Origin of the sequence: Sphingobacterium hungaricum (genome assembly GCF_015210005.1) — a bacterium.
GTDB classification, from domain to species: domain Bacteria; phylum Bacteroidota; class Bacteroidia; order Sphingobacteriales; family Sphingobacteriaceae; genus Sphingobacterium; species Sphingobacterium hungaricum.
In genome coordinates this window covers 2,972,847-2,994,693 of record NZ_MU158698.1, presented here as the reverse complement: position 1 = coordinate 2,994,693, position 21,847 = coordinate 2,972,847, and the positions used below count along the sequence as shown (strand labels likewise).

13 protein-coding genes are annotated in these 21,847 nt (G+C 35.4%); 4 read left to right on the top strand and 9 right to left on the bottom strand.

What is annotated here, in order from left to right:
- The 7 genes from C4F49_RS16280 to C4F49_RS16250 all read right to left on the bottom strand — a co-directional run bounded on the left by C4F49_RS16280 (nt 1) and on the right by C4F49_RS16250 (nt 13,030).
- On the bottom strand, nt 1-2,319 hold the full coding sequence (locus C4F49_RS16280) for a TonB-dependent receptor (RefSeq protein WP_196936895.1): 2,319 nt from the start codon (nt 2,317-2,319) through the stop codon (nt 1-3).
- A 220-nt stretch (nt 2,320-2,539) separates the two neighbouring features.
- The gene (locus C4F49_RS18215) at nt 2,540-2,713 is read right to left on the bottom strand and encodes a RagB/SusD family nutrient uptake outer membrane protein (protein ID WP_196936894.1); all 174 of its coding nucleotides are present in this window, start codon (nt 2,711-2,713) and stop codon (nt 2,540-2,542) included.
- A gap of 45 nt (nt 2,714-2,758) precedes the next feature.
- On the bottom strand, nt 2,759-4,330 hold the full coding sequence (locus C4F49_RS16270) for a RagB/SusD family nutrient uptake outer membrane protein (RefSeq protein ID WP_196936893.1): 1,572 nt from the start codon (nt 4,328-4,330) through the stop codon (nt 2,759-2,761).
- A gap of 12 nt (nt 4,331-4,342) precedes the next feature.
- The gene (locus C4F49_RS16265) at nt 4,343-7,534 is read right to left on the bottom strand and encodes a SusC/RagA family TonB-linked outer membrane protein (protein WP_196936892.1); all 3,192 of its coding nucleotides are present in this window, start codon (nt 7,532-7,534) and stop codon (nt 4,343-4,345) included.
- A gap of 228 nt (nt 7,535-7,762) precedes the next feature.
- Nucleotides 7,763-9,262 carry an alpha-L-fucosidase gene (locus C4F49_RS16260; RefSeq protein WP_196936891.1) on the bottom strand — a complete coding sequence of 500 codons (1,500 nt, stop codon included), beginning with the start codon at nt 9,260-9,262 and terminating at the stop codon, nt 7,763-7,765.
- A gap of 6 nt (nt 9,263-9,268) precedes the next feature.
- Complete coding sequence (locus C4F49_RS16255; protein WP_196936890.1) at nt 9,269-10,876, bottom strand: beta-N-acetylhexosaminidase; 1,608 nt, start codon at nt 10,874-10,876, stop codon at nt 9,269-9,271.
- Nucleotides 10,877-10,885: 9 nt separating this feature from the next.
- On the bottom strand, nt 10,886-13,030 hold the full coding sequence (locus C4F49_RS16250; RefSeq protein ID WP_196936889.1) for a glycoside hydrolase family 2 TIM barrel-domain containing protein: 2,145 nt from the start codon (nt 13,028-13,030) through the stop codon (nt 10,886-10,888).
- A 638-nt stretch (nt 13,031-13,668) separates the two neighbouring features.
- Here C4F49_RS16250 and C4F49_RS16245 point away from each other — a divergent pair.
- Nucleotides 13,669-14,259 carry a riboflavin synthase gene (locus C4F49_RS16245; protein WP_196936888.1) on the top strand — a complete coding sequence of 197 codons (591 nt, stop codon included), beginning with the start codon at nt 13,669-13,671 and terminating at the stop codon, nt 14,257-14,259.
- Between the two features lie 38 nt (nt 14,260-14,297).
- Here the strand turns inward: C4F49_RS16245 and C4F49_RS16240 are convergent, their stop codons facing one another.
- The gene (locus C4F49_RS16240) at nt 14,298-15,626 is read right to left on the bottom strand and encodes a sensor histidine kinase (RefSeq protein ID WP_196936887.1); all 1,329 of its coding nucleotides are present in this window, start codon (nt 15,624-15,626) and stop codon (nt 14,298-14,300) included.
- Nucleotides 15,619-16,971: a sigma-54-dependent transcriptional regulator gene (locus C4F49_RS16235; RefSeq protein WP_196936886.1), complete on the bottom strand. Its 1,353-nt coding sequence runs from the start codon at nt 16,969-16,971 to the stop codon at nt 15,619-15,621. Before C4F49_RS16235 ends, C4F49_RS16240 begins: the two co-directional genes overlap by 8 nt.
- Before the next feature lie 160 nt (nt 16,972-17,131).
- On the opposite strand from C4F49_RS16235, the gene C4F49_RS16230 reads away from it, so the two are divergent.
- The 3 genes from C4F49_RS16230 to C4F49_RS16220 all read left to right on the top strand — a co-directional run bounded on the left by C4F49_RS16230 (nt 17,132) and on the right by C4F49_RS16220 (nt 21,846).
- Entirely contained in the window at nt 17,132-18,367 is a 1,236-nt protein-coding gene (locus C4F49_RS16230) for an efflux RND transporter periplasmic adaptor subunit (RefSeq protein WP_196936885.1), read from the top strand.
- A 238-nt stretch (nt 18,368-18,605) separates the two neighbouring features.
- Complete coding sequence (locus C4F49_RS16225) at nt 18,606-19,304, top strand: ABC transporter ATP-binding protein (RefSeq protein WP_196937299.1); 699 nt, start codon at nt 18,606-18,608, stop codon at nt 19,302-19,304.
- A 142-nt stretch (nt 19,305-19,446) separates the two neighbouring features.
- Complete coding sequence (locus C4F49_RS16220) at nt 19,447-21,846, top strand: ABC transporter permease (RefSeq protein WP_196936884.1); 2,400 nt, start codon at nt 19,447-19,449, stop codon at nt 21,844-21,846.
- The last annotated feature ends 1 nt before the right edge of the window (nt 21,847 follow it).

Genomic DNA, 21,847 nt, shown 5'->3' with positions numbered 1-21,847 from the left:
TTAAAATCTAAAATTCCAAGTAACAGAAGGTATGATCCCGAATAAAGCTACTTTATAAGCTTCAGTGACATTCGGGTTATCCTCGCTTTCTCTAAAGTCGATGATGTATGCATTCTTTCTAAAATAAGCATTGTAGACACCGAAAGTCCAGCTTGAGCTAAACTTCTTATTTTTTAATTTGCGGTCATAGGTCGCCGATAAATCAAGGCGGTGGTAATCAGGCATGCGATAACCATTGCGTTCTGTGTAATAGTATGTCGTCCGTCCATCGACCACATATTTTCCGCTAGGGAATGTGACTGCATTTCCGGTGTTGTACACGAAGGTGGCACCTAAAGTCCATTTCTTGCTTAAGTCATATATGCCGACAAGCGAAATATCATGCGTTCTATCCTGACGCGCATTAAACCACTCTCCCTCGTTAATCTGGTCAAACTGACGCTCTGATTTTGCTAAGGTATAGCTTAGCCAACCCGTCAATCGCCCTCTCTGCTTTTTAAAATACCATTCCAAACCGTATGATCTTCCAATTCCATAAAGGAGTTCGCCTTCTAAATAAGCATTTGCCTGCAAGTCAGCTCCATTTCGGAAATCAATTTGATTGTGCATGGATTTGTAATATGCTTCCATCGAGAATTCATAGGTGTTATTCGCGAAATTTCTGAAATAACCAATGGCAACTTGATCCGCAATCTGAGGCTTAATATTCTCACTGCTAACAACATATTGATCAGTCGGAAGACTTGAAGTTGTATTCGTCAATTGGTGCAGGTTCTGAACAATGCGATTGAAGGAGGTTTTCACACTGCTCTGATCGCTTATCTGATAGCTCAGTGAAAGCCTTGGTTCTAAATACAAATAGTTTTTCACAATTTCACTTCCGTAATTGTTCTGGTCACGAACTTCTCCATCTTGATCAAATTGATAAAAAGTTCCTGGACCTAACACTGAAAAATTCGTCAGTCTCAAACCATAGATAACGCCTAAGCGAGGCAAAGGTTTCCAATCATGTGAGATGTATGCAGCTGCTTCCAAGCCCTGACGCGAATCTACGCTGATGGAATTTACGTTTGAATCGTCGCCAGAATCAATGCTTGCAGGAGATATCTTCTGATGCAAAACATTCAATCCAAAGCGAAATGTGCTGACCGGAGTCGCATAATACGCGAAATCCTCTTTAAAATTAAAATTTCTGATTTTAGAAGCGATTGTGAAATCTGTATCGTCACTATTGACATTGACATTGTAACTGAAATCGCTGTATATCAAACTTGTGTTGCTAAATAATTTATCGTTCACGATGTGGTTCCAACGCGCAGTCGCCGTTGCATTTCCCCAATCGAAACTAAATAAATCAGAATAGCTCAAATCATCCTTTCCGAAATAACCAGAAACATACAAGGTGTTGCGATCATTGAATTTATAATTTGCTTTTGCATTCAAATCATAAAAATACAACTTGCTTGAATTGACTTTTTCATCGTTCGAAAGCTTTAAGAAAAGATCGGCGTAGGTTCTCCGCCCGCTTAGCATAAATGAACTTTTATCTTTAACAATTGGCCCTTCGACTTTCAACCGAGAAGCAATCAATCCCAAACCGCCCTCGACACCGAATTCTTTGTTGTTTCCGTCAAGCATCGAAATATCTAAAACAGAGGATATTCTTCCTCCATATTGAGCGGGAATTCCTCCCTTGTATAAGGTTACATCTTTGATCGCATCTGAATTAAATGTTGAGAAGAAACCCAACAAATGCGCGGCGTTGTACACGGTAGCCTCGTCCAACAGGATTAGGTTCTGATCTGAACCGCCACCGCGGACATAGAAGTTCGAAGTTCCTTCTCCTCCCGATGCTACGCCGGGAAGCAACTGTATCGTTTTTAAAATATCTTTTTCGCCAAAAACTACGGGAACATTTGCAATTTCTTCCATGGTAAAATTAACCCTTCCCATTTGTGGGCTTGTCACGTTACCATTCTTCTGATTTCCTGTAATCACAACTTCGTCAATCTCATTGCTCTTAGCTTTCAATTCCACCGTAATTCGACTGTTTTTCGTGAGCTTTAAATCCTGTACTTGTGTTTCGTATCCTATAAAGCTAAAGCTAACTTTGGCATTGGGATTCGTTAGCGTTAATGAGAAGAAACCATAACTATTGCTACTCGTAGCATTATTCGTTCCTTCTTGTTGAATCAAGGCGCCAATCAAGCTTTCGCCTGAGCCAGCGTCTTTAACAAAACCGCTTAAGATTATTTTTTCTTGGGAATAGGTAGCAGCAGAAATTAAAAAGAAATAAGCAACTAAAAAATATTTTGTCATGTATAGTCAATCCTAAAAGCTATAAAATTAAACATTTAGATGTAATATCGAGTATTAATTTTGCTTCGTATTGGGAATAGTATTTTAATAACTAGTTGTATATCGTCAATTAATTTTTCATCAATTGATTTGATTAACTAATATTTTTAAAAAAACAATACGTAAAAAAATGCAGTTAGAACTCTTCAAATCTAACTGCATTCAAATCGATAAATATTGATTAGGGTTTATCCCATCCTGGATTTTGAACTAGTTTTGGATTTAAAATTAGTTCAGTCATCGAAAATGGAAAAAGGTATTGTCTGTCTTCAAAGACTCTGCCATTTGGCAAGATTTGAGCATAAGGCCTAATAAAGCCCTCATTACTGACAAAAACATCTTTGTTAATCGTCAATTTGGGATATTCAGATTGGACAAACTTAATTCCTTCAACTGGTACCTAAAGTAATTTCCCTGCTTTCCAGCGAACTAAATCATCCCATCTTGTATTTTCGAACGCTAGCTCTACCCTGCGTTCTCTTCTAATTTCTCTTAATGTTGCATTGATAGTTCCGCCTAGATACGTCGTATAAATATTATCAAGTCGTGTGTCAGATGGTTCATTACCGATAATCAAGTGAGGCATTTTAACCCGATCTCTCAATTTGTTAATCGTGTTATCTATAACTGTTTGAGAGATTTCACCCAATTCAAATTTTGCTTCTGCATAATTTAACAGCACTTCTGCATATCTCCACATTAAACCTGCCTGTTGACCATTTGTAGTAGCATTCCAATCAGTGGGGTTATTGTACCACCATTTCGCAAGCCGATAGCCAGTAGGACATTTATTTCCACTCATCCCTTGCAGATTTGGATAAGGCGCATTATCTGCTCCTTGCGAAACGCCTACAGCTAAATTATATGTCCCGTAATTTGCAATAGTTTGTGTTAACCGAGGATCTCGTTTTTGTAATTCCAATGTGATTGATTCCTTGCCCAAAAATAATGGACTTGACGATATTGACAAACCATCTTCGCACAGGTAATCATCAACGAGACTTCTGGTAGCTCCAAATTGATGTCTTAAATTCTGCGTAAAATAACGACTAAATGCCGATCCGTAAGAAAGAGCTGTAGAATACTCTCTTGCTAGAATAACTTCAGTGTTACCGACATACGTGTTTGTAGCAAACAGATTATAGTATACAGCATTTTTATCTCCCTGGATTAGATTGTATTTGCCTCCACTCATAATTTCTTCAGATGCGTCAACACAATATTCCAAAAACTTATTTGCATCATTCGCCACATTATGGTATTTGCGAAATGTGCCTTCATATAAACCAATACGCGCCTTTAGAAATAATGCCATTTGCTTGTTAATTCTATTATTTGACTCTGAACCTCCCTCAGGTAGATACTCTATTGCTAGATCTAAATTTGTAATCATTGAATCTAACAATTCCTCTCGAGAAGTTTTTGGAAGATATAACTCTTCAGAATTTGTCTGTAATGAGTTACTTAACCATGAAACTTCACCCCAGTTTTTTAACTTGTCAAAATAGTCATATACTTTAAAAAATAAGACTTCGCCTTTGTATCGATTTTTTATTGTCTGATCAATTTGAACTCTATTATAATTTTCCAAAAAAATATTCAAAGATCTAATATTTTCATAACTATAACCGATAGCCTTGCTATCGCTAGTTAAATAGGAAGTGTACAAATTCGATGAGTAGAGGTTTTGAGATAAGGGGGCTGCATTATCAGATAGCATATCCCCATAAACGGTCATCCCGACGTTTACACCCCTAGGTTGGATAGTCTGATCTTGCCATTGAAATCCAAATCCAACTACATATATTGGATAGAAATTATTTACATATAGAGTTAAATCGTTTTCTGTTTGCCAGTAATTTATATCTGTTATTTTGTCCAATGGATAACGCTCCATAAAGTCATTGTTGCAACGACTTAACATTAAAAGAACTAATAAGCCTAAAAATGTATTTATTGTTATTTTTTTCATGATGATAATTCTCTAAAATGATGCTTGAATTCCAAATGCATAAGACCTCATAATTGGATAATCCATTCCCGTTAACTCTGGATCAAATGTGTCCGGCACGGATTTGAATTCTAATAAATCAAATGCAGAAGTAAATATTCTTAATTTTTTAAAATACATTTTTTCAGTAACTTCTTTTGGAATAGTATAACCTAAAGCAATATTTTTAATTCTTAAGTATGCGCCGTTCTGCAAATATCGAGTTTGAACATTTCTATTTTGACCGGCGTTAACATATATAGGATAATAAGCATCTGTATTTTCTGGTGTCCAAGAATCATTATACACTTCATAAGTTCCTGTAGTGCCCGCTCCCCAGAACAAGTTGTTACTAATCCAAAGATCACGTTTACCAACTCCTTGAATGAAAAGATTAAAATCAAAGCCCTTGTAGTTTAGATTTGTAGTAAATCCATATTGGTATCTTGGCGTGCTGTTCCCAATCACTTTTCTGTCACCTGGATCATTTACATTGTTGGTACCTGTAGAAATCTCTCCGTCTCCGTTTAAATCTGTATATCGGACGTAGCCAGGATACCAAATTGAAGAGCTAATTTTTGTTTGCTTTGGAGCATTATCGATTTCTTCCTGAGTCTGAAATAACCCGTAGGTTTCGAATCCCCAAATTTGCCCTATATTCATGCCATCATAAAATTGGCTTAATAATTTGTTATCATTTCCATTAAAATTATTAACTTTTGATTTGTAATCGCTTAGTGTAAGTCTAAAATCGTAAGAAAGCCCAAAGTTGGTTTTGTTTCGATAAGTTGTTGAAAATTCCCAACCTTGAGTTTGAATTTCACCAGAATTAGATAAAGGTACATTTGCACCTAATGTAGCTGGTAATTGCTCCGCAGGCGCTAAAATATCTGATGTAGTCCTTGAATACCAATCGAATGTAAAATCCCATTTATTAAATAACTGAAAGTCAACTCCAATGTTAGCTGAAGTGGCCGTCTCCCAAGTTAAATTTGGATCTACCAATCCTGGAGGCTGTACATATAATGTTCTTACGCCATTAAAAAGATATGCTAAATTACTTTGAGTATTATAATAAAGCAAATAAGAATAATTTGGTACATTTTGATTTCCAAGACTACCATACGAACCTCTCAACTTAAAAAAGCTTACATAAGGGTTCCAGTTGCTTGCAAATTCCTCTTCGGAAACAACCCATCCAGCGGACACTGTTGGAAAAAAAGCGAACCTATCTTCTGTTCCAAATCTTGATGTCCCATCGTAACGACCATTGGATTGAATGAGATATTTTCCTTTATAATCGTATGTAAGCCTGTAAAACATTGCACGAATAGCCCAATGCGACTCACCATCTGTTACAGTCTGAACACCTTGAGCTTGACTCATCGTTGGAATATTTGGATTTACATCCTGTCTACTTGCATCAGTATAAAAATCAGTGTACCATTCTTGGTTGAACCCTAACATCGCCCTTAAATTATGGTCTTTAGCTATTGTCTTACTGTAATCTGAAAAAATATTTATGGTGTATTGATTGCTTTGTGCATTATACCTTGACACGTAGCTTGGATTAGTGTGAACATTGGTAAATGACGTCCAACTATTCTCTACTCGGGTTAATAAAGGTACAAACTGCTTGTTATCAAGTTCATAATTTTTGTATGAAATATCAGCCTGGACACTCCACTGTGGTAAAATTGTAATTCTTGGAGAAGCCGTAAGTATCAAATTTGAAATATTTTCTCCTTCGGTAGCACCATAATCCATAAATGATAAAATATTGTCGGTATACATGACACCGACGGGGGAATCTTCAGGAGTTTTCATAGGCATATTTACATTTCTTCCGGGATCCTGAGACATTGCTGTCCACCATCCCCCCTTACCAACTGGAGATCGGGGCTCATTATAAGTAGAATTGTTATATTGCGTTCTAAAATCGATTTTGAAATAGTTATTAATCTGTGACGAAACATTCAAATTTGCATTAATTCTTTTTAAATTATCCGTGTTAATTTTATAAATTCCATCCTGATTTTGAAACCCGAACGAACCATAATACGTAGTATTTTCATTTCCTCCAGATATCGAGAGATTGTGTTTTTGCATTGGAGCGGATTTTGCTAAACCTTCTTCATATGGATTTACATTACCAACCCAAACTATGCTATTGCCATTCATGAAATATGGGTCGACATTTACTGGATCATTCATATATTCAATTATTTTTTCCAATTTTAGTTCTTCATTTGTTGGTACAGATAATCCCCGATTCGCGTAAGCACCAATAATCCCTTCTTGAATAGTTTTTGCATCTAGGATATTTGGTATAGCTGTAGGCGAACTCCATTGAAAAGAATTGGAGTAATCAATTTGAGATCTACCAGATTTACCAGATTTCGTGGTAATTAATATAACCCCAAAAGCTGCTCTAGCACCGTAGATTGATGCTGAGGCAGCGTCTTTTAAAACGGTTACAGTTTCTATATCTTCAGGATTTATATTGTTTACATCTCCAGTAACACCATCAACCAAAATCAATGGAGATCCTAAAGAGGATTCAAATGCACTAGTACTCGTGTTCCAAACAATAGAGGTAGTACCACGCACATTAAAAGAAGCATTAGTACTTGGATTACCATTCGCAATACCCACATTTAAGTTAGGTATTAATCCCTGCATAGTTTGACCAAAGCTTGTTGTGGGTCGATTTCCAATAGCCTCTGCTCCAATTTGATCCACTGCACCTGTTAAATCTTTTCTTTTTTGAGTACCATAACCAACAACAATGACTTCTTCTAAGCTATTGTCTTCAATTTCCATCGTAATCAAGGAGGCGTTAGTTGCTTTTACTTCAACGGTTTTGTGTCCTATAATTCGAATTATTATTATAACTGCGTTCGATGAAACATTAATCGCATAATTTCCATCAATATCGGATGAAGTGGTGTTGTTTGTTCCCTTTTCTTGAATAGTAGCTCCAGGAATCGGCGCTCCATTTTTATCTACAATTTTGCCAATAATCGTATTCTGTTTAAAATCCTTGGACACAACCATATCACCTACCGCAAGATTTTTAGATGATAGAGGATTTGAAATAAGCAAAATAAACAATGTAGACAGGAGTGGAATTTTCCGATAGACTATCTTTAAATCTATCGAATTGAAAGTCGTTAGTTTTTTCATAAATTTAAACTTAGGTTAGTTATTACTTTATAATCGCACAGATAAATAGATTATTAAAATAAAATTAAATTTTTATTTCAATATTAATAATCGAAATATTTACGCAAACGTTTGTTGAATCCACGAAAACGTTATAGTCGATTTTTAAATAATTCTGTTTACCACGATATTTAACGACAAAAGCACTAAACTTTCATTTAGTGCTTTTACTTAGCTCGAATTGAGATGTTACATCTTCGCGTCCATCAACTTTTCTGCTGCAGTTTTAGGCGCACCAAGTTCCATTTTAATTACGAATGCTTTTTTAGCGTTAAAATTTTCTGGCAAGACCACATCATAATAAGTGCTCTGATCTAAGTCAAGGCCAATATCTGAATGTACTACTTTAAGTTCTTTGCTATCAACTAAAAGTTTCGCAGTTTTTGGAACCTCTGTTGACTTTTTAGGAACAGCAATACGAACAATATTGTTTACCGGACGGTTGAAAACAGTGAGGTATAAATTGTTTTCTTTGCGAGTAAAATAGCCTAATTTCGAAGGAGAAAGTCCAGCATGCCGAACATCATAGACTGCTTCAGAATTAACTTTCATCCATTCTCCGATTTCTTTTGCCAAAATATCTTCACCAGGATGCATTTTACCATTTCCGTCAGGACCAAAATTCAAAACAAGATTTCCATTCATTGAAACACAATGCATCAGCATATCTATTAAATCATCCGAAGTTTTGGTATAAAGTCCACTCCAATCTTTCATATATCCCCAACCATTTGGCGGAACGGTCATTACACAATCCCATGTATTTCCGTCTAACCATTCAAATTCCGCAGGCAGTTTTCGTTCCCAACCTTGTTCGTAATCTCCTAAAATATCACCATTAGAATCAAAATGTCTTTTGCCAAATTCATCATTGCGAAAACGAGAACCAATGATTATTCCCGGAAATTTGGTACGCAATTCCTTCTCTAAATTATAGGTAAATTCATAGGCCATAATCCAAGATTTATCCCAAGTGCCATCAAACCAAAGACCTTTTGTTTGAGGATAATTTGTCAATAGTTCCAACAGCTGATTGCGTGTATAATCCAAAAACTTTTGAAATTTTTCTTTTTCTTCTGGTGTTTTTGGTTCAGCTCCCATATAATTAGGATTATTCCATTCTAATACAGAAAAATAAAGATAAACATCAATTCCTTCTGCCGTGTAAGCATCCACAATTTCTTTCGTCACATCCTTTTTATAGGGAGTTTTAGAAATGTTGTAATCTGAATATTTCGTTGGCCACATTGCAAAACCATCATGATGTTTTGTCGTAAAAATCATGTACCGAGCACCCATATCTTTAGCTTGTTTAGCCCATTTCTTGGCATCAAAATCTTTAGGATTAAACTGTTTGTATAAATTATCGTAGGTGTTTTTCCAATCCTTTGGAGCCGTTGCACCACCCCATGATCGAATCCATTCCGATGCTGCCGCGCCGCCTCGTGCACTTACACCCTCCCATTCATTCCCTGGAATAGCATACAATCCCCAATGGATAAATTGACCCAAACCATAATTACGAAAACGTTCCATATTTTCATCCGTGCGATTTTTTGGAGTAATTGGCCCGTATTTGACTTCAATTCGTTGAGCTGGCTTTCTCTTTGGGCCTGTCCATTGTGCATAAGAAACCGATATTGACAATAGGCATAGACATAAGAGAGAAATTTGAATTTTCTTAATCATAATTTTTTATTCTGGGTTATCAATGTACTTTTTTGTGCTATTATTTACGTTGGGTTCAGGATTATTTTGAGGATTAAACGGGTCAAAATAATAGAGCCCAGCCGATTTGTACAATAACAAATGCTTTCTTAAAATGGTCTGAAAATTAGCAAAGTTTTTACGATTTTTATTTGTCCAAGCACTTTCTGCCAAAGCAGAAATACGAGGAAAAACCATAAAATCGAATCGGTCTGTATCCGTCACTCTTTCGGTCCACAAATTTCCCTGCAAGCCCAATATCTGATTTGGAAAAGTTTCTTTTGCCTTAATATTCTCCATATCAAAATGATAAACCGTACTCAATGAATTAAAATCCTTGTTCCATTTACGTCCGTATCGATGTGAATCTTCTTGTACAAAATCAAAATAAAATGGAATTCTAGGACAGATAATTACCTGAAAACCATTCTTTAACAACAAATCCAATTGCGCTGGTTTATCATGTCGCCAATAGAATTGTATGGTTTTATCTCTTGGCAAATCGGCTTCTGCCATTTCATCCCAAACCAATACTTTGGCTCCCATTGCATAAACTGAATCCGCCATCCTTTGCATAAAGTACGTTTCAACGGCTTTGTTATTTTCTAATTTTTTATCGGCTTTCAGTTTCTGAATGCTCAAATCTTGATTCCACGCATCACTTCCGTAAGAAACCTCATCACCACCCAAATGCAACATATTCGAAGGAAATAAATTATTTGTTTCTTGGAGAATATTGTTGAGGTATTGATATGTTCCTTCTTTGGCAGGATGAAAAGTAAAATCAGGATGGTCTTTTGTTCCTCCGCCAGAAAATTGTGGATATGCGCGATTAGAAGCAGTCGCATGACCCGGCATATCAATTTCTGGAATTACTTCTATCTGTAAATCAGACGCATACGAAACTATCTCCCGAATGTCTTCTTGGGTATAATATTGTGCCGGACTAATGGGATTTGTGTAATTCCCAACGCCACCGACCAAAGTCAAGAATGGATACTGTTTAATCTCTATTCGCCAGGCTGGTTCATCTGTCAAGTGCCAATGAAATTTATTCAACTTATAAAAAGCCATCCAGTCCAAAAGCTGTTTGACTTTTTCCTTTCCAAAAAAATGCCTTGACTCATCGAGCATAAAACCTCTCCATTGATTCGAAGGTTCATCTGTTATTTTTACATAAGGAATTTTGATTCCAGATTTTGATTGATGATAAGATAATAGTTGTATCAAACTTGAAGCTCCGTAAAGAAACCCTTCGGGAGTCGATGCCTCAATGAAAATTCCATTATCGTTAACAGTTAATGAATATGCACCATTAGTTTTAGTTTTCGATTTACTTTGCCTAAAAGTGATAGTGGTTTTGGAATTTGAATTTGTAGCACTAAGCAATTGAAATTTATTTGCCAATTCTTTTCTTACATATTGAATGGTCGAAACATTCGTCTCACTACCATACGCAATATTCAAATATCCTTTAACGGATAAACTATCCTTTGCTTCAACGACTTCTTGAGGTTGTGGGATAATGCCAACAAACTGCGCATTGACATTCAGACTAATGAAAAGAATAAAAAATAATAATCCGCTCTTATACATTTCTACTAATTAATTGAGATTCCATTTCATCTCATCCGATAATTCTTGATTTTTATTTTTTCCAGTTGCCACAATGGTATTTTCGCCTTTATTCAACGATACATTTTCTACAACCCAATGTCTTGAATTTACACCTTTTACGGCTTGATATTCTTTACCGTTTACACGAATAGTCACAGCTTCAAGGTTAGAAAAAACCTGAATTTTCGTGCTTGCTTCTGTCCTCTCTTTATCTCTTCTATTTGCTAAATAAATCATCGGTTCTGGATTCCAATTGGCTTTGTACCAAAAAAATGAATCCTTCTTGCGCTTGCGGTCAAATGTTACCAAACCTTTTAAATTTCTCGCATTGACGCCACCTCTATTCCATGCAGGAACCGCAAATTCAAACATGTTCCACACATATGACGCAACGATAATTGGATGCGATTCGATGATTGCCCATTGTTGGATATGTGTTTCCGTTTGATAATTTTCTGGAAATGATTTTCCTGTAACCACATCTTTTGGCATTTCCACTTTTTCTGCACCGATATCTATATTGCCATCTGCACCATATTCGGAAAGCATGACTTTATATTCGGGATAATCCCGCTGTAGGGATTCTGCCCAAGGTTTTAAATCTTCAATTTCACCTCCATACCATCCGAAATAATGATTTATGCCTTGAACATCAGACGATAAATTCGCAGGACGATTAATTTCATTGTAACCAGAAACCGCAACTGTTAAGCGGTCTGGGTCCAAAGTCTTTGCAATATCATTCAACTCTCTCGATAAAACTGGAACCTGTTCATCGGGAGTCGAAGAATACACCTCATTATGTACTCCCCAAATGTAAATCGAAGGATGATTAAAATTTTGTTTGACCAATTCTGTCATTTGTTGCTTTGCATTGTCGTTTTCATAATATGAAACACGGTTAACGAATGGAATTTCTGCCCAAACCAATAATCCTAGCGAATCTGCCAAACTGTACATATCAGAGGATTGTTGATAATGTGCTAATCTCAAAGTCGTCGCGCCCATCTCCCGAATCATTTCCATATCGCGTTTATGCTGAGAAAAGGATAACGCAGAACCATATCCCCATTCGTCTTGATGTCGACAAACGCCATACATAGGATACTGTTTTCCATTTAAAAACATTCCCTTTCCAGCAACTAATTCAAAATGACGAATTCCTAAAGGTTCGGTAATGTTGTCCATTTCTTTGCCATTGACGATTATTTTAGCCGTCAATGAATACAAATACGGGTCGCGCACACCGTCCCAAAGATGTGGGCTTTTTACGGTTAATTTCTGATTCAAGTAAGTAGTTCCTTGAGGTGAAATTTGAACTGGATTTTTTTGAGTTTGAATAATTTTACCGGAATGGTCCTTAATTTCAAGTATAAGCTCAGCATGCTGAATATTTTTTTCTTTTGTTTCTAACTTTGATTCAATTAACAAATCAGCACTTTTACTTGACACATTTTTTTGACGAATGTAAATTCCAGCAGAAGCTTGATCCGTGACCAGAAAATTTGTTTTTTCCGTAGTTATTAATGAGACTGGCCTATAAATTCCACCATACATTGGAAATAAAAATTGGTTTATTGGAAGTACATCTTTGCGCGCTTTATTATCTGCGATCACAACAATGGTATTTTCAGCATCGTATTTTATCGAATTGGTAATTTCAAACACAAACATCGAATAACCGCCTTTATGTTCCCCGATGTAATTGTTATTGATATAAATGTGGGCAACGGAACCAACGCCCTCGAATTTAATGAAGGTTCGTTTATTTTGTTGATTCGCAACCGTAGTGAATTTCTTTTTGTAAACTGCTTTACCTTCAAAGAAATTGCGATCCAACTGCATGTCATCTTTATTAAAAGTATGGGGTAAGCTTATCTTCTCCCAAACTTCTAGCCCAGTCCATTGACCTTGGGACTCAATATATTTAGCTCCATTATCAAATTCTGTAAAAAACGTACCGTTATTGGCTTTGTAAAACTGCCAATCGGTATTGAAAGAAATCGTCTGTCTTGATTGAGCTAGAATGGGCTTATTGCTAAAAAGCAAGATAAAAAATAAAAAGACTGCTATTTTATAAATCATAATAAATAAAAAGGACTTCAGTAAATAATCTGGTTTAAATATATTCATAATTAGTCTTCAAAATATTTAATCGACAAACACAACCGTTTGCATAATTTCCGAAAACGTTATAGTTGAAGAAGAATATGAAAAATAATTAGATGTATCTAACTTTTAATTTGTGGTTAAAAAACTACAAACGATAAAAATAGTACTTTTTGTTAAAGTTTGATTTATTAATCCAACTAATAAATTAAATTAAGAAAGCATGACCAGTTTAGAGGATTTCATTATTCCTTTTAAAAACCACATTTAAATCACGTTAAGGATATTAGTAACGAATTCACGATAGCTTGAAAAGAAAAAGCCTGAGACAGTCGGGCGACTGCTCAGGCCTTAAAATTAACCTCTTGTAAGAGGTAATCAACCTAAACCTGAACAAAGATATATAATAAACAATATATCTTGCAAATATTTTTATCTTATTAATTGAATTATTTTTTAATTTTTCTTTAAGAATCTCATAGTCAGGGAAATAAAAAAGGTTTTCAAACGGGGAGAATGAAAACCTTTATAACCAATTATAAACCTAAATTATGATGACACAAAGATAGTGTATTTTATACACTATGCAAAATTTATTTTTATTTTTTTTAAATGGCTTACATAATATAATGCCTAACTTTGTTAAAAATCCGCTTAGAACTATGTTTACAGGTATTATTGAAGCAATTGCTGTTGTAAAAAAAATTGAAAATGATGAGAATAATATCCACTATTTTTTAGAATCTCCTATTACACATGAACTAAAAATCGACCAAAGTGTCTCTCATAACGGAGTTTGCCTTACAGTTGTAGGTTTAGAAGATAAGATTTACAAAGTCACGGCAATTCATGAAACATTAGAAAAAACAAATCTCAAAGAGTTGCAGGTAGATGATGTCGTTAATTTAGAAAGATGTACGGTTGCAAATGGTCGATTTGATGGACACATTGTACAAGGTCATGTGGATACTGTCGCAACCTGTGAATCCATAGAAGATCAGCATGGAAGTTTCCTATACACATTTAGTTATTCACCTGCACAAGAATATATCACCGTCGAGAAAGGCTCAATCACTGTGAACGGGATTAGCCTAACGGTTGTTAATTCCAAAGAGAACAGTTTTTCGGTTGCAATTATTCCCTACACATTGGAAAACACAAATCTAAAAAGTGTACAGGTCGGCTCTACAGTGAACTTGGAATTTGACATTATTGGAAAATATGTGGCTAAATTAGTGACTAGGCAAGCGTAACGTAATTTCTTAAAACCAGAATTGGGATATTGTATTACTTAAAGAACAAACACCATCACTAATACATTCTTCTCTTCTTTTTGCTGATAAAATAGATACCCCTTATGCGCTTCCATGATGCTTTTGGAGAGCGTCAACCCTATTCCAGCGCCATTTTTTCGGGTAGTATAAAATGGCAAAAAGATTTTCTTGACAATTTCTGTATCGACTAGAGTTCCTGTATCGGATAATTCAATGTATAATCTATTTTGCTGGAGGTAGCTAGCAATAGCGATTTCCTTTTTTTCTGCATTTTCAACTGCATACAAACTATTGGTCATTAGATTGATTAATACTTGTTCAAATTGGGAAACATCCACTAAAAAATCAATTCCTTCTGGTATACTTGTTTTTAAATCAATGCCTTTACTCTTTGCGAGAAGCAGGAAGTTCTGAAGTACCTGATCAACGACCTGAGCTAAGTTTTCTTTTTTCTTTTGAGGAGTCGGAAGCATGGTCAATTTCCTATATCGCTCAACAAATTCCTGTAGGTGGTTACTCCGATTGATAATGGTCGAAACGCTCGTCTGAATGTCCTCTTTATCTTCTTCTGATATATCTTCTTGTTTACTTATTTCTTGAATATTGTAGGCCAGCGCATGAATAGGCGCCAATGAATTCATCAGCTCGTGTGAAATGATTTTCATGATTGAAATCCAAGCCTCATTCTCTTTCGAATCAATTACCCGTTGTATAGAATCTAACAAAATAATGTAGTAGGTCTCGCCATGAATCTTTGAAAGGGAAGTTTGCACAACAAACGTCTGACGTTCCTTCTTGTCGACCTGAATATCCAGCGTTGTTTTAAATTCCGTAAAGTTGCGCTCTTCGATTACTTGGCAGAATGCAGGAATGAATGGCTTTAGAAACCGCCAATCTGTAAGATTCGGCAAATCAAAATAATTCTTAAAATACTGGTTGACCAAAATCACTTCTCGATCGACATGCTCTCCTTTTAAAATCAAAATACCTGAATCAATCCCATTCAATAATTGATTAAATATTAATGTTTCTGATGCCCGATTTGCTTCCTTTTCTTTATTCTTTTCAAAAAGGTCAACCAAATGGTTGTACGTATGATCATGGCTGGTTCTCTTTAAATCAATGGTATAATCATCATACAGCATCGAAAGAATCACCTTATCAATTTGATTAAAATAGTCATATAGCAATTTGAATAAGTCGATGATGACAAGTAAAAACAATAGACCAATAAAAATAGAAGAATACATCTTACCAACGGTGAACAGCCAAATTCCCAGAGCTAAAAGAAATAATGCAAAAACAATTCGTACGACAACTAACCAAGTGATTTTTTTGCTATTCATCTTTTTGGATTTCTATATGATACTTTTCTAATTTCCTATACAAAGCAGGTCTAGAAACACCTAACTCTTCTGCACATCTAGAAATATTTCCATGATTTTTTTTCAACGCTTGCACAATAAACTGACGTTCGACTTCGCTTAGGGTTGTATCTGATTTTTGAAATGACGAAAAATTCTCATCCGAAAATCCTAAATTTTCAAGAGTTAATTCTTCGCGTTCTGCTAAAATAACAGCCCGCTCTACCCTATTTTGTAATTCTCTAATATTTCCTCGCCAACTATATCGCTTCAATTTTTCGATTAACTGCAGAGCAACAGGGTTGATTTGGACTTGATATTTTTCAGAAAACTGATCAATAAAAAAATTAGTCATGGCTTCCAAATCTTCCAAACGATTCTTTAGCGACGGAAGCGACAAAGACATGGTATTGATTCTATAAAACAAATCTTCACGAAATAGCTTTTCATCAACAGCTTTTTGCAAATCAACGTTTGTCGCAGTAATAATACGGACGTTTAAGGATCGAGGTTTAGATTCTCCCAAGCGCGTTACCGATTTATTTTGAATAACTTGCAACAATTTTGATTGCAAATGCAAAGGAATATTTCCGATTTCATCCAAAAAAATCGTCCCTTCGTTCGCCGTTTCAAATCTTCCGGCTTTATCCTGAAATGCATCCGTAAACGCTCCTTTTGAATAACCGAACAATTCGCTTTCAAATAAATTTTCGTGCAACGCACCTAAATCTACATGCACAAAGGGTTTATCTTTTCGAGCTGAATTTTTATGGATATAATCGGCAAGCACAAATTTTCCAGTACCATTTTCACCAAGGATTAGAACAGTTGCATCCGTTTTTGCCAAACGCTCACCAAGCTTATACACTTCTTTGATAGCGATTGAATCGCCGATAAAATATTTCGTCTCGGATACAGTCGGGTTGGATTTTGTTTTACGAATCTGCTTGACAGTCTGTTTGATTGTTTCAATCAACTTCTCATTATCCCAAGGTTTTAGAATATAATCTATCGCTCCCAATTTAATTCCTTCAACTGCAGTTTCAACATTTCCGTAAGAAGTCATTAATATCAATTTAATCGCCGGAAAATGTTCTTTGATTTCTTTAAACCGATAAATGCCTTCTTTCCCATCTTCGTAACCCACCCGAAAATTCATATCTAAAAGAATAATGTCTATCGAGCATTCGGCGAGAAATGCTAATATTTTTTTCGGATCGTTTAATGTATACACATACTCAAAGGTTCGCTTCAAAATCAATTTCGAAGCTATCAACACCTCATCTTGATCATCCACAACTAAAATCCTCGTATCAATTTTTTTCATTTGTATAAAGCTGATGTACGTTTCCGTACGATTCGCTGTCCGTATTCGGACAATTTATATTTTCCATAATTCATGCCTTCGCTATAAATCAATTCATTACAATTTTTAAGTCGCGTGGCATAAATTTTCGTCCACAAAAATCAGTTAACAACATGATTTAATGGACACTAGAATTCCTCGTAAAAATAAAAAAAAACAATACATTGCCCTTGCTTTTATTGGAATATTTAGCTTGGTCGGCTTGGGAGCTTACATGATAACCCGACCAAAAACGCTAAAAGTAAATAAGCAAGAATTATTAATCAAGGCAGTGAAAATGGATAGTTTTGAGGATTTTGTGATTTTTCAGGCGCAGGTAGAACCTCTGCATTCCATGCTTGTCAATATTGTGGAAGGCGGAGCGGTCCAAGAATTATTTGTTGAGAATGGAGCAATAGTCACAGCGGGAATGCCTATCGCAAGATTATATAACCCAAACACAGAGTTTAATTATCTTTCGCAAGAAACAGCGATAATCGAACAGATGAATCAACTTAATGTGTCCAAACTGACTATCCGAAATCAAGAGCTGGAAATGAACAAAGAATTGGTTTTGATAGACCATGACTATAACAACAGCAAATTGGAGTATGACTTAAATGAAAAACTTTATAACAAGAAAATTTTAGCTAAAAATGAGTGGGAAGCGACAGAAGAAAAACTGCGCTACCAAAAGGAAAGAAAGGCAATTATCCAAGAAAGTTTAAAAAGAGAACAGCAAGCAAATTCAGTACAGGTAAATCAAATCAATCAATCTTTGGCAACGATGGAACGAAGTTTAGAAGCTTTAAGAGAAAATAAAAAGAACTTTTTGGTGCTTGCTCCAGTTTCTGGTCGATTGAGTTCATTTGAAGCTAATCTTGGAGAAACTGTAGTTGCTGGTACCAGCATTGGAAAAGTAGATGTATTGAAAGGATACAAACTGACAGCGATGGTTGATGAATTTTATTTAGATAAAATAAATACCGGACAGAATGGGCAAATTGAAGTGAAGGGAAAGGTAACGCAAATTCAGGTGACAAAAATTTTGCCCGAGGTAAAAAATGGACAGTTTAAAATAGAACTGCAATTTATTGAAAAACAGCCAGAAGGTTTGCAGGAAGGTTTATCATTCGGAGTTAAACTGATCTTATCCGGAAAAGAACAAAAATTGGTGATTCCGAAAGGAAGTTTTAACAGTGCTTCGCAAGGAAAATGGATATTTGTCGTAAACGGTAATTCTGCCGAAAGAAGAATCATTGAATTAGGGCGTGAGAATCCCTATTATTATGAAGTAATTTCAGGCTTAAAAGAAAATGAACAGATCATTGTTTCAAACTATGATGACTATAAAAATGTGGAGAAATTGGAGTTTTAAAGTAAAAATTCAAAAGTAAAAAGTAAAAAATGTGGAAAGACTATTTTAAAGTATATAGTAGCTAGTATTTAGTATATAGATTTTGAGGCTAGCTTTGCAATTCTTTGTGAAAAAATCTTTGTAAAGCTTTGTGGTTAGCCAAAAAAAAGATACTGATGAAATTAAAAAAAAGCAGAAAAAAAAAGTAAAAAATATGGAAAGAGTTTCAACAATAGTTCCCCCTTCGGGGGATAGGGGGATGATAACTATTAAAGACCTAACAAAAGTATTCGTGACTGAAGAAATACAAACAAAAGCATTGAATGCTATTCAGTTACAAATTAAATCTGGAGAATTTATTTCCATTATGGGACCCTCTGGATGCGGAAAATCGACATTGCTGAATATTATCGGCTTATTGGATGATTTTAATTCAGGATCGTATCAATTATTGGATAATGAGATTGCAGGTTTGAATGAAACCGAACGCTCGAGAATCCGCAAGGCGAATATTGGATTTATCTTTCAGAATTTTAATTTGATCGATGAATTGAATGTGTATGACAACATTGAATTGCCATTGATTTACAATAAAGTTCCTGTTTCTGAAAGAAAAGTTCGCGTCAATGAGATTGCTGAAAAGCTAAATATTGTACATCGTCTGCAACATCACCCTCAACAATTATCTGGTGGTCAGCAACAACGTGTAGCTGTAGCTCGCGCCTTGATCAATAATCCGAAAATTATTCTTGCGGATGAACCTACCGGAAATCTGGATAGCGTAAATGGAAATGAAGTAATGGAGCTATTAACTTCTTTACATGCGCAAGGCGCAACTATTTTAATGGTTACCCACTCAGAACATGATGCTTCATTTTCTCAAAAAATCATTTTGATGAAAGATGGACAAATTTTATCAGAACGAGCAAATTATAAGGTGGTGGATGTTTTTGGTTAAGTAAAAATTCAAAAGTAAAAAGTAAAAAAGTGGAAAGAATTTAAACGATAATTAATCTTTTATGGGTTAGGGAAAAAAACTTTCCGAAATAGTTCCCCCTTCGGGGGTTATGGGGATTAGATTATTAAAATAACACTACGCTATGTTAAAGAACTGGTTTAAAATATTTCTGTACAATACAAGACATAATTTATTGTACTTTTTGCTTACAGTATTCGGATTAGGAATTGGAATTTCAGCTGTAGTATTGAGCAGTCTATACTGGATTGAAGAACATCAATACGACCAATGGAATCCCTACAAAGATGAAATTTATGAAGTTGTAGGAGGTGGAGGTGGAATTACCGTTCAGGCACCATTGGGCCCAGCTTTAAAAGATCATTTTGGTGATAGACTAGATTACTCCTATTGGGAAAATGATCAGCAACTCGACTTGCTGTTTGCGGATGACCGGAGGCTTGATAACGAAAATGGTATCCGGGTACAAACAAATTTTTTCGACTTCTTTCCATTTGAAATTATAGAAGGGTCGGTGCAGGATTTTATAAATAATCCAAACGCTATTGCTTTAGAACAGCAGGAAGCTAGTAAACTTTTCAAAGATAAGCCAGCAATAAATAAAATAATAGCTAATAAGGATACGATTACATCGGTCGTTAAGCTTGTCTATAAACTTCCCAAATACACAACGCTAAGCCCTTCTTCCATCAGGTTAGGAATGGACAACGTATTGGCTGAAAAGTCGAGCGAATGGAATTGGTCTACATATGGCCTTCTTTTGAAAAGCGATGTACTTTCTAAAAGCGAAATGCTTAACGAAATCGAAGCATTAGAAACAAAAAATACCTATGCAATTTATGCAAAAGATGAGGGTCTAACATTGGAGGAGTATTTAGAAAAGAATTCACCTGCAAAATATGATTTGAATAAATTATCTACGTTAAGACTTGAAGCTAAAATAACGGGATTCCATCTAGGACACGCGAACTACAAATTTTTAGTGGTAAATGTTGCAGTATCCTTGTTGATTTTATTGGTTTCAATCATGAATTACATAAACCTAACGACTGCCCAACAAATTAAACGGATAAAAGAGATGGGAATCCGTTTAAGCAATGGCGCTGATAGAAAATCCATATCCGCACAATTTATTTTTGAATCCTTTTTAGTCATTTCTTGTGTATTTTTAATTGGCCTGACAATTTCGGAACTCAGTCTACCAGCTTACAACGACTTGCTGACAAAAAATTTAAGTTTGAATATTTTTAGTTCATTCAAACTATTAGTTCCTCTATTTTTAAGCGTTTTTATTATTTCTGGTATTTTACCATCCATTTATTTTGCAAAATACAGTTTACTAAACGCGCTAAAAGGACAGGTTTCTTCAAGCAAAAAGAACAGTTGGTTCAGGAAATCTATTCTGACAGTGCAATTTGCGATTTCATTTCTATTTGTAATCTGCGGATACATTATTTACCAGCAAGTCGATTATATGATCACGAAAGACCTTGGATTTTCGGGAGCACAAGTGATTGATGTAAAATATAAAGTCGCTTCAAACAAAGATAAATATCAATTTTACGAGAGCTTTAAGAATGACTTACTAAAAACTCCAGGCGTTCTAGACGTCAATATCAGTACCATGAATATTGGTTCCGGAATCTATATTTCTACCAGCGGAAAATATGGGGAAAAAGATATCGCTGTTTCCAACCTCGCCACTGATTTCGCAATCGACAAACTATTAGATTTTAAAATTTTGGAAGGTCGAGGCTTAGATGCTAAAATAACGTCTGACTCCGTGGAGAATGTCTTAGTGAATGAAGCCTTTGTCAAAAAGGCAAACGACTCAACTATTTTGAATAAGACATTTGTGTGGAATGGAGATCAGCAATTTAAAATTGTCGGCGTAGTAAAAGATTTTTATGTCTCTGGCCTTGAGCGTAAAGTTTCTCCAATCTTGATTTCTCATGTAAAAACCATCGCATGGATGGGCAATTTTGTCAACACAATCCATATCAAAATTTCGGAAGATGATATGGAAAAAACTATTTCGTCGATCGAAGAATTTTGGAAAAGCAGAGTTGATAAAACTTATCCTTTCGATTATGAATTTGTGGATAAGAAGTTTGCTAAAACTTACGGTGATTTTGTTAAACAACGAAACCTTTTTGCAACACTTAGTCTAGTCGTTGTCTGTATTGCTCTTTTTGGATTATTCGCTTTGGCATCATTCACTATTGAGCGACGGTATAAAGAAATTTCGATACGCAAAGTTTTGGGTGCTGAAGCTCCTTCCCTGCTCAGAAGCCTTTCTAAAGAATATATCCTGATGTGCATCATCGGCTTTTTACTTGCCATCATTCCTGCATATTATTTTATGCAAGACTGGCTGAATAATTTCGCTTATCGCATCGATATGCCCATAAATGCTTTTGTTATTTCGTTTGTGACTCTATTGATTTTGACTTTATCGGTAGTGCTATCTAAGGCCTATCGCGCGACAAAAATCAATGCATTGACTTACCTTAAATACGAATAAG

Bases quoted from the DNA above. Each gene is read 5' to 3' on its own strand.
- C4F49_RS16240 (WP_196936887.1), bottom strand. From the start codon at position 15,626: ATGAATAGCAAAAAAATCACTTGGTTAGTTGTCGTACGAATTGTTTTT.
- C4F49_RS16225 (WP_196937299.1), top strand. From the start codon at position 18,606: ATGATAACTATTAAAGACCTAACAAAAGTATTCGTGACTGAAGAAATA.
- C4F49_RS16260 (WP_196936891.1), bottom strand. From the start codon at position 9,262: ATGATTAAGAAAATTCAAATTTCTCTCTTATGTCTATGCCTATTGTCA.
- C4F49_RS16230 (WP_196936885.1), top strand. From the start codon at position 17,132: ATGGACACTAGAATTCCTCGTAAAAATAAAAAAAAACAATACATTGCC.
- C4F49_RS16265 (WP_196936892.1), bottom strand. From the start codon at position 7,534: ATGAAAAAACTAACGACTTTCAATTCGATAGATTTAAAGATAGTCTAT.
- C4F49_RS16255 (WP_196936890.1), bottom strand. From the start codon at position 10,876: ATGTATAAGAGCGGATTATTATTTTTTATTCTTTTCATTAGTCTGAAT.
- C4F49_RS16235 (WP_196936886.1), bottom strand. From the start codon at position 16,971: ATGAAAAAAATTGATACGAGGATTTTAGTTGTGGATGATCAAGATGAG.
- C4F49_RS16220 (WP_196936884.1), top strand. From the start codon at position 19,447: ATGTTAAAGAACTGGTTTAAAATATTTCTGTACAATACAAGACATAAT.
- C4F49_RS16245 (WP_196936888.1), top strand. From the start codon at position 13,669: ATGTTTACAGGTATTATTGAAGCAATTGCTGTTGTAAAAAAAATTGAA.
- C4F49_RS16280 (WP_196936895.1), bottom strand. From the start codon at position 2,319: ATGACAAAATATTTTTTAGTTGCTTATTTCTTTTTAATTTCTGCTGCT.
- C4F49_RS16270 (WP_196936893.1), bottom strand. From the start codon at position 4,330: ATGAAAAAAATAACAATAAATACATTTTTAGGCTTATTAGTTCTTTTA.
- C4F49_RS16250 (WP_196936889.1), bottom strand. From the start codon at position 13,030: ATGAATATATTTAAACCAGATTATTTACTGAAGTCCTTTTTATTTATT.